General features: G+C 63.6%; 12 protein-coding genes. 4 read left to right on the forward strand and 8 right to left on the reverse strand.

The features are described 5' to 3' along the window. Positions 1-22 precede the first annotated feature (22 nt). From Pla108_RS19735 to Pla108_RS19750, 4 genes are read left to right on the forward strand one after another with little or no spacing between them, the layout of a single operon-like run. Positions 23-439 carry a hypothetical protein gene (locus Pla108_RS19735; protein WP_146446705.1) on the forward strand — a complete coding sequence of 139 codons (417 nt, stop codon included), beginning with the start codon at positions 23-25 and terminating at the stop codon, positions 437-439. Between the two features lie 28 nt (positions 440-467). Continuing rightward, positions 468-1,844 (forward strand): MFS transporter, encoded by a 1,377-nt coding sequence (locus tag Pla108_RS19740; RefSeq protein ID WP_146446706.1) that lies wholly within the window; start codon positions 468-470, stop codon positions 1,842-1,844. 7 nt (positions 1,845-1,851) lie between these two features. Then, entirely contained in the window at positions 1,852-2,985 is a 1,134-nt protein-coding gene (locus Pla108_RS19745) for an endo-1,4-beta-xylanase (protein WP_146446707.1), read from the forward strand. Positions 2,986-3,045: 60 nt separating this feature from the next. Further along, on the forward strand, positions 3,046-5,352 hold the full coding sequence (locus Pla108_RS19750) for a glycoside hydrolase family 3 N-terminal domain-containing protein (RefSeq protein ID WP_146446708.1): 2,307 nt from the start codon (positions 3,046-3,048) through the stop codon (positions 5,350-5,352). Here Pla108_RS19750 and Pla108_RS19755 read toward each other — a convergent pair. From Pla108_RS19755 to Pla108_RS19790, 8 genes are all read right to left on the reverse strand, one after another. Then, positions 5,349-5,756: a hypothetical protein gene (locus Pla108_RS19755; RefSeq protein WP_231934564.1), complete on the reverse strand. Its 408-nt coding sequence runs from the start codon at positions 5,754-5,756 to the stop codon at positions 5,349-5,351. The two genes, Pla108_RS19750 and Pla108_RS19755, sit on opposite strands and share 4 nt — an antisense overlap. Positions 5,757-5,924: 168 nt before the next feature. Continuing rightward, positions 5,925-7,643: a GH39 family glycosyl hydrolase gene (locus tag Pla108_RS19760; protein WP_146446710.1), complete on the reverse strand. Its 1,719-nt coding sequence runs from the start codon at positions 7,641-7,643 to the stop codon at positions 5,925-5,927. Continuing rightward, positions 7,643-9,670: a PQQ-dependent sugar dehydrogenase gene (locus tag Pla108_RS19765; RefSeq protein WP_146446711.1), complete on the reverse strand. Its 2,028-nt coding sequence runs from the start codon at positions 9,668-9,670 to the stop codon at positions 7,643-7,645. The genes Pla108_RS19760 and Pla108_RS19765 overlap by 1 nt, the downstream gene beginning before the upstream one ends. A gap of 39 nt (positions 9,671-9,709) precedes the next feature. Beyond that, entirely contained in the window at positions 9,710-10,744 is a 1,035-nt protein-coding gene (locus Pla108_RS19770) for an arabinan endo-1,5-alpha-L-arabinosidase (RefSeq protein WP_146446712.1), read from the reverse strand. Continuing rightward, complete coding sequence (locus Pla108_RS19775) at positions 10,741-13,260, reverse strand: alpha-L-arabinofuranosidase C-terminal domain-containing protein (RefSeq protein ID WP_146446713.1); 2,520 nt, start codon at positions 13,258-13,260, stop codon at positions 10,741-10,743. The genes Pla108_RS19770 and Pla108_RS19775 overlap by 4 nt, the downstream gene beginning before the upstream one ends. Before the next feature lie 93 nt (positions 13,261-13,353). Beyond that, positions 13,354-14,466: a DUF1559 domain-containing protein gene (locus Pla108_RS19780; protein ID WP_146446714.1), complete on the reverse strand. Its 1,113-nt coding sequence runs from the start codon at positions 14,464-14,466 to the stop codon at positions 13,354-13,356. 94 nt (positions 14,467-14,560) lie between these two features. Further along, positions 14,561-14,932, reverse strand: coding sequence for a hypothetical protein (locus tag Pla108_RS19785; RefSeq protein WP_146446715.1), 372 nt, complete (start codon positions 14,930-14,932; stop codon positions 14,561-14,563). 85 nt (positions 14,933-15,017) lie between these two features. Further along, positions 15,018-16,580 carry a LamG-like jellyroll fold domain-containing protein gene (locus tag Pla108_RS19790; RefSeq protein WP_146446716.1) on the reverse strand — a complete coding sequence of 521 codons (1,563 nt, stop codon included), beginning with the start codon at positions 16,578-16,580 and terminating at the stop codon, positions 15,018-15,020. Between the last annotated feature and the right edge of the window lie 18 nt (positions 16,581-16,598).

A 16,598-nucleotide genomic window follows, 5' to 3' on the forward strand; every position in this document is an offset into this window, starting at 1 on the left:
CGTCCCTAAGATGGCCCCGAAGATGGCTTTCAAGAACTGCTGGCTCGCTATGCTGATGCTGCCGTTGTGCATAGCTTGTAGCCGCAGCCCGTTTGACGCGGACGTCGCCGGGACGATCACACTCGACGGGTCGCCGGTGGCGCCCGGGGTAGTGATCTTCTCGCCGATGGAGCGTGGTAAAAACTCCTCGCGCGGTATGATCGACGCCCAAGGGGGGTACCACTTGGTGACGCAGCACGAACGGGGCGTCCATCCCGGTGAGTATCAGGTGGCGGTCCTCGTCTACGAGAAGGGCGACCCGCCGGGTCCCGGCGAGCGGGCCCCCGCCAACCTGCCGGCGCTGGTGCCCGAGAAGTACCTCGACGTAAAAACCTCTGAGCTGACCTTCGACGTGGCGCCGGGGCGCAACACGATCGACATTGAACTGACATCCAACTGACAGCGGCGGCAGCCGTTGATCGCTCTGCATGACGACCGAGAAGACACGACTGCCGCTCTCCGAGAAGATCGGCTACGGCCTTGGCGATTGCGCCGCGAACTTCGTCTTCCAGACGCAGCTCATCTTTTTGACGAACTTCTACACCGACGTGCTAGGCGTTGCCGCCACGGCGGTCGGGTGGATGTTCCTCTTCTCGCGGCTGTTCGACGCGGTCAACGACCCGCTGATGGGCGCCCTCGCCGATCGCACGAACACCCGCTGGGGAAAGTTCCGTCCCTGGCTGCTGTGGACGGCGATCCCGTTCGCGGTCTGCTTCGTGCTCGCCTACACGACGCCCGACCTCGACGCCCGCGGAAAAATCATCTGGGCGTACGTGACGTACAACCTGTTGATGATCGCCTACACGGCCAACAACATCCCCTACGCCTCGCTCTCGGGGGTGATGACGCCCGACCCGGTGGAACGGACGAGCCTGATGTCGTGGCGGTTCTTGTTGGCGATGACGGCCGCCTTCTTCGTGCAGACCTACACGCTCGACCTTGTGGAGTACTTCGGGCAAGGTGACGTCGCCACGGGCTATCAGCTAACGATGGCGATGTGGGCCGCGATTGCGACCCTCTTCTTCGTGATCACCTTCGTGACCACGAAGGAACGGGTCCAGCCGCCGCCGAGCCAGAAGTCGTCAATTGTCGCCGACATGGCGGGCCTCGTGGGCAATCGTTCGTGGGTTGTCCTGTCAGTGGCGACGCTCTTCTACTTCATTTACCTTTCGATGCGCGGCAGTATTGGACTCTACTACTTCAAGTATCTCGTGCAGCGAGAGGACCTCTTTGGCTGGTTCAACGGCCTCGGATTGCTCGCGTCGTTGGTGGGTATCCTGCTATCGAAGCCACTCTCGATTCGCTACGGCAAGCTGGCCGTCTTCAAGGTCAGCTTGTTGCTCACGGTGGCGTGTACCTGTGCATTCTATTGGCTGCCGACATCGGCTCCAGCGTCGCTGATCGCGATGCAGTGTCTGCTACAGTTCGTTTACGGGGTGGGCATCCCGCTGCTGTGGGCAATGATCGCCGACGTGGCGGACTTGTCGGAGCTCCGCACCGGGCGGCGAGCGACCGCGATGACGTTCGCCGCCACAGTTTTCGCGCTCAAGCTAGGATTGAGCATAGGCGGCGCACTCTCCTTATGGTTGCTGTCGGAGTACGGTTACGTCGCGAACGTCGAACAGACGGCCCAGTCGCTGGAGGGGATCCGATTGATGATGAGTCTGTTCCCCGCATTGGCGTTCGTCGTCGCCTGGGCGGTATTATGGTTCTACGAGATCGACCGCGACACCGAGTTCTCCCTGAACGACCAACTCGCGGCCCGCCGAGACGAAGAGCGTGGCCTAACGCCGTCCCTACCTTGAGCAAGCCATGACACACCACCCCGTTACTACCGCCCTCGCCGTCTTGAGCGCCCTCGTCGCTTGTGGGCCAGCGATCGGCGATGAGCCTGTCGGTTCGCTCGCCAAGGCGTTCGCCGGCAAGTACCGCATCGGCGTCGCGATTTCCACCGGACTGGTGACGAACCCCCGTCCGGCCGCCGACGCTCTCATCCGTCATCAGTTCAACTCGGCGACACCCGAGAACTTGCTGAAGTGGGAGAACGTGCATCCCGACAAGGACCGGTACGATTTCGGCCCAGCGGACCGCTTCGTCGCCTTCGGCAAGGAGAACGACCTGTTCTTGGTCGGTCACACGCTCGTGTGGCACAGCCAAACGCCCGCCTGGGTGTTCGAGTCGGCGCCCGGCGTGCCGGCGACGCGGGAGCAACTGCTGACGACGATGCGCGACCACATCTACAACGTGGCCGGTCGGTACGCCGGCCAAATCGGCGGCTGGGACGTGGTGAACGAAGCGCTGAACGACGACGGCACGCTCCGCGATTCACCGTGGCGCCGGATTATTGGCGACGATTACCTCGAGTTCGCCTTCAAGTACGCCCAAGAGGCCGACCCCGCCGCCGAGCTCTACTACAACGACTACAGCATGCACCTCGCGGCCAAGCGCGACGGCGCGGTCCGTTTGGTGGACAAGCTGAAGCAGGCCGGCTGCCGCGTTGACGCGATCGGCATGCAGTCGCATTACGGGATGGGCCATCCGCAAGCCAGCGAGGTCGAGGCGTCGATCGAGGCGCTCGCCGAGGCCGCCGGTAAGGTGGCGATCACGGAGCTCGACATCAACGTGCTGCCGTGGCCCTCCAACATCGCCGGCGCCGATGTCGGCCAGTCGGCCGCCGCGTCGCCCCGGCTCAATCCGTACCGCGACGGATTGCCGGCCGCCAAACAGGCGGAACTCGCGGAACGCTACGCGATGTTCTTCCGGCTGTACAATCACCACGCCGACGTGATCGACCGTGTCACGTTTTGGGGCCTCGACGATGGCCGCTCGTGGCACAACGGCTGGCCGGTCCGTGGTCGGACCGCGCACTCGCTGCTGTTTGACCGATCGCTGGCGCCGAAGCCGGCCTTCGACGCGGTCCTGCGGACGGCGACCGAAACGCCCTGAGACAATAATCCAACTGACCGAAGTCTTGTTCTTTCTCAACACCGATACGACCTGAAGCCGATGCCCGTAGCTCTCGCTAAAGCCGCCTACCTCGACGCCACCTTGCCGATCGCCGATCGCGTCGTCGATCTCCTCGGGCGGATGACGCTCGAAGAGAAGGCGGCGCAGATGGCGTGCGTCTGGAACGAAAAAGTCGACAAATTGCTCGGCCCCGACGGGGGCTTCTCCCCCGAGCGGGCGGCGGAGCACTTCGGCCACGGCGAAGGCCTCGGACAGGTGGGCCGACCGGGTGACGCCCACGGCGGCGCCTCGCCCGCGGAGTTTGCGAAGCTGACCAACGACATCCAGCGCTACTTTCTAGAGAACAGCCGGCTGGGGATCCCCGTGCTGTTCCATGACGAGTGCCTGCACGGTTTGGTGGCGCGCGACGCGACCAGCTTCGCCCAGCCGATCGGCCTCGCCGCGGCGTTCAACCCCGAGCTCGTCCGGCGGGTCTATGAGATCACGGCCCGCGAGTCGCGGGCGTGTGGCGTCCACCAAGCGCTGGCGCCGGTCGTCGATGTGGCGCGAGACCCGCGTTGGGGACGCGTCGAAGAGACCTTTGGCGAAGACCCTCACCTAGTGGCCGAGCTGGGCGTCGCCGCCGTCCGTGGCTTCCAAGGCGACCGTGAAGTCGGCGCAGCGGATCGTGTGATCTGCACGCTCAAGCACTTCGCCGCCCACGGCCAACCCGAGTCGGGCAATAACTGCGCGCCGGTCAGCGTCTCGGAGCGGCACCTCCGCGAGACGTTCCTGCACCCCTTCGAGCGAGCGATCCGCGAGGGCGGGGCCATGAGTGTCATGGCGTCCTACAACGAGATCGACGGCGTCCCGTCGCACGCCAGCCGTTGGCTCCTGCAAACCGTGCTCCGCGAAGAGTGGGATTTCGACGGCACAGTGGTCTCGGACTACTACGCGATCCGCGAGCTGTGGGACCGCCCCGATCTTTACGGGCACCACGTCGCCGCGAACCGCGAGGAAGCGGCCGCCCTGGCGATCCGCGCCGGGGTGAACATCGAGCTGCCCGAACCCGACTGCTACACCGTCGTCGCCGATCTGGTGCGTGACGGCGCCGTCGCCGAGGCGGAGATCGACGAGCTGGTCGGCAAACTGCTCGCCCACAAGTTCCAATTGGGCCTGTTCGAGAATCCCTACGTCGAGCCAGAGCACGCCAAGACAGTCGTCGGCTGTGAAGAGCACGCGGCGGTCGCGCTTGAATCGGCCCGCCAGGTGATCACTCTGCTGAAGAACGATGGCGGCGTGCTGCCGCTCGACACGGGCAAGGTCCGCACCGTCGCCGTCATCGGCCCGAACGCCCACCGCACCGTGCTGGGCGGCTATAGCGGCGTGCCGAAAGAGTTCGTCACGGTCTTCGACGGCCTCCGCGCGGCGTTTGGCGCCGAAGCGGAAGTGCTTTACGCCGAAGGCTGCCAGATCACGATCGGTGGCGGCTGGTTCGAGGACGAGGTGGTCCCGAGCAACGCCGAGGAAGACCGGCGCCTCATCGCCGAGGCGGTGGAGTTGGCGAAACGGGCCGACCTGGTGGTGCTCGTGGTTGGCGGGAACGAGCAGACCTCGCGCGAGGCTTGGATGGCCAATCACCTCGGCGACCGCACCGACCTCGATATGGTGGGGCGCCAGGACGAGCTGGTCGACGCTTTGCACGGCGTCGGCAAGCCGATCGTGTCGCTGCTGTTCAACGGCCGCCCGCTCGCTGTGAACAACCTGGCCGAGAAGTCGGCGGCGTTACTGGAGTGTTGGTACCTGGGCCAAGCGGCGGGGACGGCGGTCGCCGACGTGCTTCTCGGACGGCACAACCCAGGCGGCAAGCTGCCGATCACGATCCCCCGCTCGGTCGGCCACCTGCCGGCTTACTACAACCACCGCCCGTCGGCACGCCGCGGCTATCTGTTCGACGAGGTCACGCCGCTCTACCCGTTCGGCTATGGGCTCAGCTACACCACGTTCGAACTCGGCGCCCTGACGCTTGACGACGAGAGCATCGCCGTGGGCGAGTCGACACAGCTGAGAGTCACGGTCACGAACACGGGCCAACGCGCTGGCGCCCAAGTGGTGCAATTGTACATCCGCGACTTGGTCAGCTCGGTCACCCGGCCCGTCCGTGAGCTCAAGGGCTTCCAGCGTGTCGAACTCGAGCCAAACCAATCGCAGGAAGTTGTGTTCCCGATTACTGCCGATCGCCTCGCGTTCTGGAACCTCGACAAACAATTCGTCGTCGAGCCGGGTGATTTTGAACTCTTCGTCGGCTTCGACTGCGGAGCGAGTCAATCACAACGGCTGTCGGTCCTACCGTCGTTGTCGAATTAGAGTTGTCGAGTCGGGCGGCCGCGTCGAGCGGAGATCGCGAGCAACGCCACCAAGGCGATCGACCCCGTCGCCGGCTCTGGAATCGCAGCGGTGCTTCGCACGTACGAGAAGCCTCCGCCGCTCGAACTGCCTTCGCCCCAACTGGTGAAACGCAGGTCGAGATAGATCTGCTCGTCGACTAACTGCACGACGAAATCGAGCCCCACCGAGTTTGGTGGTCCATTGATGGCGCTGCCGGGCTCGATGAGCTCGAGCCAAGTCTTGAACTCGAGGCTCGGCAGGTCGGCGGTGGTGCCAACCGCCCAGAGCGTACCCGCGGGGCTTGTCGGCCCTTGCGATCCTTCGGAAGCCGCGTTGAACAGCCCGCGGGTGTTGGATCGCGTAATCCAAATGGAATCGGTCAAGCGATCTTGATTCTCCGCCAGCGTAGGGTCGGCAAACCCTGCTTTCGAGAACTCGATGGCGGGACCACCCCACACCAACGGTGCGGATAGCGCCTGAGAACCAACAGCAAGGGCGAAGGGAATCGCGAAGAGAAGGCTTCTTAGCATCAAGGAATCTCTTGGGGGGGCTTATCTCGGGGTGGTGTTCTCGGAGCTCAACTTGACAAACTCGATCAATGAAACGGCCTGTCGCGGAAGCTTCGTTGTGACGGTGGTTCCGTCTGAATCGGGTTGCAGTTCGGGGAGTTCCACCTCTTCCAGCTGAGCGGCACTCTTCAGACGCTCGAACTGTTCCTTACTGGGGGCGAGTGGCGAACCCATCCGCCGCCAAGCGGCGTAGCTGTTACTGTGCTGCTCGTCGATCGTCTGGTGGGAGACAAGACGGTAGGACGCGTCGCCGTCCAACCGGATCGCGACGCTCGCGTCGGGGCCTTCAACGTCGTCATCGTGATAATGCCATAGTAGTAGCCAGAGGCGGTCCTTTCCAACACTTGCGAGGCACCCGACGTCGGGCTTGTCGCGGACGCCGCTGCGAAGGATGGCGTCTAAATCGGCCTGGGCGGTGCTATGGACCGCGACCCGATCGCCGCTCATCTGGCTGAACATCCGGAAGACGTTCAGCACCGGCAGCGGGATCGAGTTGGAAGCCAACTGGCGGAAACCAGCGAAATAAGGCTGGTCCTCGAACTCGAACGCCCAGGTCAGGGCGCCCTCGAGATGGACGCCGTGCCGGTCGGCCAGTTCGTACTTCCTGGCGAAGCTCGCGGCGGTGTAGCTGGAATAGACCGACCCATTCCGGTAGCTAAACATCGACCCCTGGCAGGCGGCGCAGCCTTCGGGGTCCGATTCGCCAATCACAATCGGCGTTTTCCGGAGTTCCGGAAAGGACGCGACGATCCGAAATCCCCGATCGATCGTCGCTAGGTGGGCGGCGATCCCCATCCGGATGTGATCTCCCTCCCAGTGGGGAGCCCCTTTGGCATGGAAGGAGATGAAGTCCAAAGGCGTGCCGACGTCGCCCGTCGCTGAGTTCTCTTCTCGCAGGCAGTGTTCTAGGAAAGCTCGCGTAAAGTCACCGCCATCGCCGGCCGAGTGGGGCCCCCCGACGCGCGCGTCGGGCAGGGCCCGGCGCACGGCGGCGATCGTGTGGTCGTGAAGCGTGAAGAACTCTTCTCTCGTCCCGCCCCAATAGCCGTTGGGCAGGCTGTTGGCCTCGTTCCAGGTCTCCCAGTACCAGCTGGCGGCCTCGGCGGCGCCGTACCGCTCGGCGCAGTGCGACGCGAACTGGAAGACTAGTTCCTCCCACATCGAGTAATCCCGCGGCGGGTAGCGCCACCCCGTCATGATCTCGCCGTAAGGGAGCCCCGGACGCCACTCGTGCCGATAGGGCTCAGGCCTCTGTGACAGCGCCTCGGGCATGAAGCCGACTTCGACATACGGCTTGACCCCGCGGGCGATCAGCGTGTCAAAAATCCGGTCAGTGATGGTCCAGTCGTAGACCGGACGGCCCGCGTCGTCGAGCGTGAAGGCGTTGGTGCTCCCCCACTTCAGCGCCGGGGTTCCGTCGCCGGAAGTCAGGAGGTTGTGCGCGCGAAAGTAAACCTCGCCGGGCCGCAACTCGCCCAGTTCTTTGACGAGCTTGACGCCGTCTTTCATGTAGACGTAGTTGGGTTCGTCCGCCCCGAAGAATCGCCAGATCGGACGCAGCGGCCCGATCCGCTCCGTAGTCTGGACGGCGATCTCGACCGGGAACGGCTCATCGGCGCGTACCGCTGCGAAATCGCCCTCACCAGCCAGCAAGGCGGCGAGCGTAAGGGATAGCCGTAGCGTCTGACGAACCTGATTCATTACCGAGCGCTCCGATGATTGCGGCAGCCGAGGAGCAATGCCCCAAGAATCCACATTGTGCCGGCGACCGGCTCGGGAACGCCGGCGATTGCCCGGGCCAAAGCCCCCGCACCATTGGCGGCGTCAAAGTCGGCCTGGAACTGGCGGAAGTCTTCGAAGTCGTTGTCGCCATCGGCGTCGAGGTCTCCGAAGCCGTAGCTCTGCGCCGGGCTGAGGCCGCTCAGGTCCGCCAGGTGATTCGCATTGAAGACAACCCAATCGGAGTACGACACTTGGCCGTCAAAGTCGAGGTCGCCGAACGCGAAGGGGACGCCGTCGTTGCCGATGAATTCAACCGACGCGGGCACCACGGTCCCGTCGCCCAGGGTGACCATGAGAACGAGGTCCTCATTGGGTGAAGGGACCCAACCCCCCGCAGCGCTCAGCTGAAATCCCTGCTGGTCCGCCACGTTGGGAGTGGCGCCTGTCGCCTGCTCCTCGAAGGCAAAGTTGTCAGACGCTCCTGAGAGAACCTGCCAATCGCCGCTGGGGTCAAACGATCCGTCGCCGCCGGGAGGGGCGTCGTAATTGCCGGCTACGGGGGTGAGCGAGACGGGGTCGATCGCTCCGGTCGCCGAGGTTAGCTGATAGGACTTGATAGCGGCGGTGTCGCCGGTGAAGTTGCTGAAACTCATCGAGCCACTCTCGCGATTGACGGTGAGCGTCAGCGCCACGTTCGGTAGCAGCGCGTAGAGGGCGCCGGCGCCGTCAACGATTAGGAGATTGCCATTCTCGTCGAGGTCGAAAGAGGTGACCCCATAAATCTGCCCTTGGTCCGGCGTAAAGAGGCTGTTCATGTTTTGGATGGTCCCCGAGGGATCGGCGGGGTCGAACGACCAGATCTGCCCAGACACGTTGTCGGCAAACACGTACCGTCCATACAGCTCTTGCACCGGGCCGCGATACACGACGCCCCCCGTCACCGAGTTGCCGCTGAAGCCGGCGACTGCGCCCGCTCGACCTGGATGGAGGTACTCGTAGATCGGGTCCACGGTGTCGCGAACCATCCCACCGACGCCGCCGGTCGGAGTCGCGTGGAATCCTTCGCGGAGACGCCAACCGAAATTCTGTCCACTCGACCCCCCCGGGATTAAGTCGATCTCCTCGTACCAACCTTGCCCGACGTCGCCGATGTACATGTCGCCGTTCGTCGGATCGAAACTCGCCCGCCAGGGGTTCCGCAAACCCCAAGCCCACACCTCGGGGGCCCCTTCGACGCCGTCCGCGTAGGGATTGTCGGCGGGGACGGCGTAGTTGCGACTGGGGTCCGCTGCGAAATCATCGCCATCGACGTCGACGCGGAGAACGGATCCGAACCAGCTGTAGGGGTCCTGAGCGTAGTTCGCCGGATCGTGCTGATCGCCGCCATCGCCCAGCGTGATGTAGAGATTGCTTTCGCCGTTCGCCGTTTCGAGTGGATTGAAACCGATCCAACTCCCGTTGTGATTGGGGGCCGGCTGATTCAGTTCGAGAATTGTCTTCGAGCTCATGATCGGCAGGGCGGAGTTGTTGACGTCGACCGTATACTCACGCACCACCGTCTTGAAAGGCGAAACGCGGGTGTCAACGATCGGGGCGGGCCCGGTGTGCGTGACCGCGGCCTGCACATAGAACTTCCCGTTGTTCTGAAATTGGGGGTGAAACGCCATGGAGAAGAGCCCCACCTCGGGCACGCCGTACGGGTCCACCAAGCTGGTGTCGCCGATCGTCAAGAACGGGTTGTTGTAGTCAACGAGCCCCGTCGTCCGGTCGTAGACAACGATCCGCCCCTCCGACTTGGTGATCGGGTCGCCGTCGTTGCCGTCCGACGCAACGCCCCCCAGCTGCGCGATAAAGATCTTGTCTTCAAAGCCCGGAACCACTTCCGCATCGACCGGGATGTGCAGCTCCGAAGTTAGCTGCTCGACGTGATAAGTGGCCGCGTTGGAAGTCGTCGCCATCAGGGCGATGATCAGCGGGGCGAAGAGCGTTGAGGAGGTTAATCGCATCGTGTTCAACTCGAGGTGATAAGCGCGGAAGATCGCTGACTAATCGCGTGATCGCACGTCACGCTGAGGACGCGTTCCCGGCCCCGACAACCGCACATCGGCGGCGACGGGCCAACCGTCTTCGGTCCAGGTCCAGGAGGCAAGTGCGAGCTTCGACTTTCCTTGGTCGTTCCCGTCGTAGTAGTGAAAGGCGAACCGATTGGATTCGTCGCCAGCCACCGGCGCGATGTGGCCAGGTCCGATGCGAGAGTCGACGCTCTCAAGCACCACCGAGCCGCCTCCCTCCGACATCGCGAGCCCGTCGCGATCGAGGTAGGGTCCCGTGACGCAATCGCTCCGCCCGACAAGAACGCGATACGTGCTCTCGACGCCACGGCAGCATTGCCCGTGGTTGACGAAGAGGAAGTAGTTGTCGCCGTGTCGGAGAAGCGTCGCCGCCTCGATCGAATCCGCCGAAGCCAAGCGGCGGGGCGGCTGCTCAAGGTGGCGGCGTAGGCCGGTGGCCGGATCGAGTTCGACCAAGTGGATGCCGCGCCAGTACGAGCCGAACGCCATCCACTGACGTCCGTCGTCGTCTTGCAACACCGACGGGTCAATCGCGTTGTAGGCGTCGCCGTCGTGTGACTGAATCACGATCCCGACGTCGCGCCAACCGTAGAGGGGGTCGTCCGGGTCGAGAGTCGGACTGACCGCTAGGCCGATCGCCGACGTCTGTTTGCCAAATCGCGATACGGAGTAATAGAGCCGGTACTCCCCCCCCTGCTTGGCGATGTCGGGAGCCCAGAAATGGCCGCGAAATCCCGGCGCAACGCCGCCCGTCCACGCAGGCGTCTGATCCCGGTCGAAGACCGCTGGGCCCTCGTTCCAATGGACGAGATCGCTCGACCACTTGGACCGCAGGCCAACGCCCGTAGCGTAGACGTAGTACCGACCATTCTGCCGAACGATGGTCGAGGGATCGTGCGCCCGAACGCTGCCCTGTAGCACGTTCTCCGTGTCGGCCTCGGCGCACGTCGTCAGCGTTTGGAACGCCGTGGCGACAACGACAACCCTGAAAGCTAGTCGATGGTTCAAGGCGTCCCCCCTTCCGGCGAAATACGCAGCACGGTCAGCGAGTGGGGCGGAAAGACTCGCGACACGGCGGGCGCCGCGATCGTCTCGGTCGACTCGATGGGGCGGATCAGCATGGGCTGGTCGATCGAGTTCGCCGCCTCGGGGTCGCCCGCAATCTCCACGATACGGCAATCGTGTGAGCCACGGCCGAGGCCGTTGAGCTCGAGCCGGATGTCGGTCGACTCGTCGGTTGCGTTGACGATTTTGACGATCGTCTCTCCCGTGGCGTCGTCGCGAGACGAGGCGGCGAAGACCCGATCGATAGGGGGGTCCGGGGCGTCGACTTCGTGGATGAGTTCGTCGTCAAGATAGCAGCGAATGCGTGAGCCCTTCGTTTCGACACGCACGTCGTACCACCGGCCCTGCTCGATCTCGCCGGGGGTCCGCCCCAGGTCAACGGGCGTCGTGCTATGAGTAGCGAGTTCGCCTATCAAGCCGTGCTGACGATTACCCCAACCGCCGAGGTTCCACTCGATCCGCGACCCGCCCGGGCGACAACGGAAGAAGATCGTGAAGCCCTCGCGTCCTTTCAGCTTGCGCGCCTGGACTCGGAGAGTGGCGCCGCTCCAGTCAGGATCACCAAAGAGGACGCGCGACGACCCTCGATCGTTCTGGTTAGCGATGACCGCGTCACTTACTCGCCATTCTCCATCCTGCACGATCAAGTCATGCACTTCCGGCGTTGCGGACCAGACCTCGGCGCCGTCGCTGCTCGTCACGCTAACTTCGCGAAACTCAGCAATCGTCTCGTGAGTCCCCAAACCAAAACGGCCTCCGGGCGGAAGCGGTGGGCGGGCGTCTTCGACGGCGACTGGCAAAGCCGTGTCGCCGCGGTGGAGGCTGAAAGCCTGCTGGACGTAGTAGCTGGGCGTACCGTAACTCTTCAAGTTATCGAACCAAATCAAATCGGGGCGCCACTGCCACGCCTCCTCGTGGGCGAACAACGGCGCGTAAGCGCTCATGGTCACGATGTCGGAGTTACGCTCGATGCCCGTCAAGAAAGCCGCCTCGGCGATCGCGCAACGGAGGGTGTTGCGGTTCCGCGGTGACGCGATCTGAATCGACTGCGCCGCATACTCACCCATGAAGACTTCCGGGCCGTTCCGGTCGTAGTCGTCGTAACGATGCGCTTCGCGGAGGAACCAATCGGGCATGGCGTAGCAATGCTCGTCGACGATCGGCGCCTTCAGCTTGCGGAGTTGCGGCCAGGCGTAGTCGAATCGCTCTCCCGACGGGAACGGGCCCGAGGTCGATACGAGCTCGATCTCGGGATGCTCCCGCTGCAGCGCCTCGGCGAATCGCTCGTAGCGTTCGAAATACTCGGGGCCCCACTGTTCGTTCCCGACACCGAGCATCCGCAGATTAAACGGTTCGGTACGCCCCATCGCGGCCCGCGTAGCGCCCCATTCGCTCGTCACGGGGCCGTTGGCGAACTCGATGAGGTCCAGGGCGTCTTGGATATAGGGCTGCAGTTCTTCCAGCGGGACAAGCTCTCCCGTGTTGAACTGGCAAGCCATTCCGCAATTGATGATCGGCAACGGCTCGGCGCCGATGTCGTCGGCCAACTGGAAGTACTCAAAGAAGCCGAGCGCAAACGACTGGTAATAATCGGGCGCTGGTCGATGGGCGAATTCGGTGTTCCATCGGTTGACGATCAGCCGTCGTGTCTCACGGGGGCCGATCGTCGTTTTCCAATCGTAGCGATACTTAAGCTGCGACCCCTCGACGATGCATCCTCCCGGGAATCGGAAGAACGCCGGCTTGAGGTCGGCGAGAAGCTGCACCAGATCTCGCCGCAGACCGTGCGGCCGGTCGCGCCAAGTCGCAACTGGGCAGAGCGAGACCAAGTCGAGGTCGATCGTGCCGCCTTTCGGCAGGCTCAACTCGAGCCGGGCGCGCTTGTCGGTCTGCGAGGCGGCGATCTCCGTCTCGTAGAGTCGCCACGACGAGCCGGCCAGCTCGAAGGACTTGGTGGCCAGCGCTTCGCCGCTCTCGCCGACCAAACGGACCGCAAGCGGTACGGTCTTGCCGGCTTCTGCTCGGCCCCAGAAGGCGAGGCGCAGCGATTCGCTCTGATGGACTCCGATCCCGCGGAAGCCCTCATTGGCGAGCGCGCCGCTGCCGTCTCCGCGTAGGCGTATAAACGACGGGTTGCCGGCGCTGAACGGCGCCTCGTGTTCGACGGCCGCCGAGAGTCCCTCGCCAAGCCGGCGCCAGCCCAGCATCGCGCGCGGAACCTCGAAAGACCCGTTTTTGATCAGCTCAGCGTTCAGCCCGCCGTCGCCGCCAAAGTTGATGTCCTCGAAAAACGCGCCGACAAGTCGCGGGCTGATCGCGTGTCCCGGTTGGTCGCAATCGACATGAACCGTAACCTCCGTAGCGGCGATCGCGAGCGATCCCGCAGCGCCCAAGATGGCGCACAGAGTTATCGCGATCGTGAGATGACGACCGGCTCCGACTGACCTGGGTTGCGACATCTTGGGTGCTTATTCAAATGCCAATGGAGAGCACGCCGACTCCGTCGATCACGCCAAGGTCAAATCACGCCAAGCCAAGAGAAGGCCGCTCGCCTAGTAGGCTTCACCACCGGCGGCCGAAGTGAGGGCGTTCCAAACAAGCGGGTCCGTATCATCCGTGTAGAAAGCGACCGAGCCGTCGCACCTTGATGCGTTGACGCCGCCCGGGTGACGGCTGCGGACTGCGATGTGCTGCTGTTTGGTGCCATCGCGGTTATCGACGCTGGCGTCAGGTGGAATATTGCCGCCCCCCCCGCGGCTACTGGGAATCGCGGGGGGCCTGGCCGGGCCGACCGGGGGCAGACCTGGAGCCGCTCCCTCGCTGCCGGGCAGCTGGGCCATCACCCAAGCGCTCTGGACCTCGGGGTTAGAAAACCAGTTGTAACTCGGGACGATACCGTCGCGCTCCGAAGTGTTCGGCGTGTTGTAGCCGGTGAAAACCTGGCCGCCCAACGCGGTCTGGGCGTCGGAGTAGGGGCCTCCCCAGCCGAGCGTCTCCGGCAAGACCAGGACCTCCCCCATCATCAACGTGTTGGACGTGCCGTCGATGATCGTCGCTAACCGCCCGAGTTTCCTCGCTACAAAAGGGCCGCCAAAGAATTCACGGCACGTGGGGAAGACGCCGGGGCAGGTGCCGACGTTGTGCTGTCCGTACACGGTGTTGCCGGCGTTGACCACATAGCTGGACCGCACCCGGGCCCATTCGGGTCGGTCCCACTCGTTGCGCTGTAGCCCGATGTCCGAGGGGCACGCATGGAGCCCGACGTAGGCCTTGCGGACGTTGAGATTGACGGGGTGACTTAGCGGGGCCTTCGCATTGCCGAGATCGGTGAGGCTCGCCTCTTCGATGTAGGGCATCAGCGGGATATACCACCCGTGGTCGTCGTACCAACCACCGGGGGCCGCATAGCCGGTCCCCTCGTAGAGCGCATTCAATTCGGCGTTGGTCCACGACTTGGCCATTGGGGGCAAGCCGCCGAACGTGCTCTCGAAATTGAGCATCGCCACGCCAAGCTGGCGGAGCTGGTTCACGCACTGCGTGCGCCGGGCCGCCTCACGCGCCGCTTGGACGGCGGGCAGCAACAAGGCGACCAAGATGCCGATAATCGCGATGACGACGAGGAGCTCCACCAGAGTGAAACCACGATTCCTGCCTGTCTTGTTCATAGGATTCGTTCTTCCCCGGCTATGACGCCGTAAAGTAGTGGCGGATTCCGTTTCGCTGAGCCGTCGTCGCGGTGCGTGACGCGACCCGCAATCGTTACAAGTCAAAATCGAGCGTGGGGTTCTCTCCCGTGATCGTCGCGGCGATGCCGGTCGATCGTTGAGAGGGAACGAGGTCTTTCTGCTTCTGGTACTCTTGGCCGGTTCGCTCGCTGAATTGCTTGGGACCGACCGGCCGAGTTATCTGGAAGGTCACGTTCACCGGCCCCGTCGGGGCGTTCGGCGCCTCGTACTTCCCGCTGTTGATCGGCGCGGTTGCCGGCTTCACTTCGCCTCCCGACGCGGGCGAGATGGTGATCAACGCCGACGCGTCGTCGGGTATCGGCTTGCCTCCGATCGTGACGGTCCCGGTGACTCTCGCCGTATTGGACGAGCCAAAGCCGCAGCCGACAGCAAGGGTGCAAGCCAAACACAGCACGGCCACCCCGCTTGCCTTGCGTGTTGGGTTGGGTTGGTTGAAAGTGATCAAATATCGGTCTCCATTTTTTGGTCGATCACCGACGGGCGCGACCGAACGCAACGAGGCAGGCGAGCGCCGCAACCGCCAGAGCCGCAGGCTCGGGGATCGCGACCGAAGGGGGCATCGTGTTGCCGTAGTTCGCCGCCCAGATGTTGTAGTCGGCTTGGTCGACGCGTCCGTTGCCGCTGGCGTCGGCGGCGAGGTTCGACTCCGATCCTTGGTTGTCACGCCAGATGGTGTAGTCGGCCGCGTCGACGGAGCCATTTCCGTTGAAGTCGCCCGGCAGGCCCGTTGCGGTCGTGTAAACGACCTTGGCGCCAGTCAAGGCGCCGTCGGCGACAAAACCAACCTGGAACTCCAAGTCGCTCGAGACGCCACCCGTGTAGGCGTTTCCTAGTGAGACGGCATGACCGGGCGCCAGCGTGGTGTCGCCGAGCAAGAACTCCTCCACCAAACGGTTGACCGAGATCGCGTTGGTCGCCTCGTCCCAAGACTCGCCTGGATTGGGGCCAATCGAATCGACACCTTGGTCACTAAGCGAGTTCCATGCGCCGGGGCTGAGATCCCCATTGGTCGGACTGTCGACTCGGTAGTAGTCGAACGAGAGAACGTCATTCGAGTCGTTGCGGATGCTGACAACACCCGTGGCGGTGTTCACCACGAGCGATAGCGAGTCGATCGTATTGTTCAGCAACTCGCTGACGGTCAGAGCCGCGTTGCTAATACGGACATCGTCGATGTACCCGTTCACGCGGTCACCGTGGCCGTCGTTATACATGCCGCGGGCGACCGTCCAGGCGTAGGGTGAGTCAGAAGTCAGGTCGTCACCAGCGAAACCGGACTCGTCGAGCGCGACCATCCGTGTGTCGGCGGACGTTGCGGTTAGATCGAGACTCGTCTCTCCAATGCCGTTGACGTAGAGCCGCAGCGTGCTGCCGTCGTTGGTGGCGGCAAGGTTGTACCACTTGTTGGCTTGAGCGGTGGTGACGCTGTCGAGGATGTGAGCGTTGCCAAGGACGTCAACATAGTTAATACGAAACTGCTCGGTGCCGTCGCCCTTCTTCTGAAAGTAGAGCGGGGCTTGGTTGCCGTCTCCGTTGGTCGCTTGGCCGAAGCCGTCTTTTCCGACGATCGTTTGCCAGCCACCCGCGTCGAAGAAATTGACAGAGGCCTCGATTGTCCAGGCGGCGAGGGCGCCCACTGGGCTGCCGCCGAGATCGAGATCGCCTTGGCTATTGAGCACCTCACAGCAGTCGCCCGGGGCGCCGGTGATGCTGAGCGTTGAGCCGGTGCGGTTGCTCGGCGAGACAACGTCGCTGAACTGCATGACGGCGAAGCCGGACCCGTCGATCGAAAACGCCGATAGATCGTTGCCGTTGCCACTGATATCCGGGATCGCCGCGTCAAAAGCTCCATTGATGCTGGGGTGTGAGACATTCTGACCCGAGACGGCGGAGCCGGCGATTAGGTCGGTCTCGAAGTCCCAGTGGGCGATGGTTACTGCAAACGCCGCGTTCACCGACAAGGACAGTACAGCGATGGCTGCCGCCCCTCGCAGTGCACGCCACGCGGCGAAACTTGGCTTGATTATCGTCATCACTATTCTCCGCGAGAG

The organism is Botrimarina colliarenosi (assembly GCF_007859955.1).
Classification (GTDB): Bacteria; Planctomycetota; Planctomycetia; order Pirellulales; family Lacipirellulaceae; genus Botrimarina; species Botrimarina colliarenosi.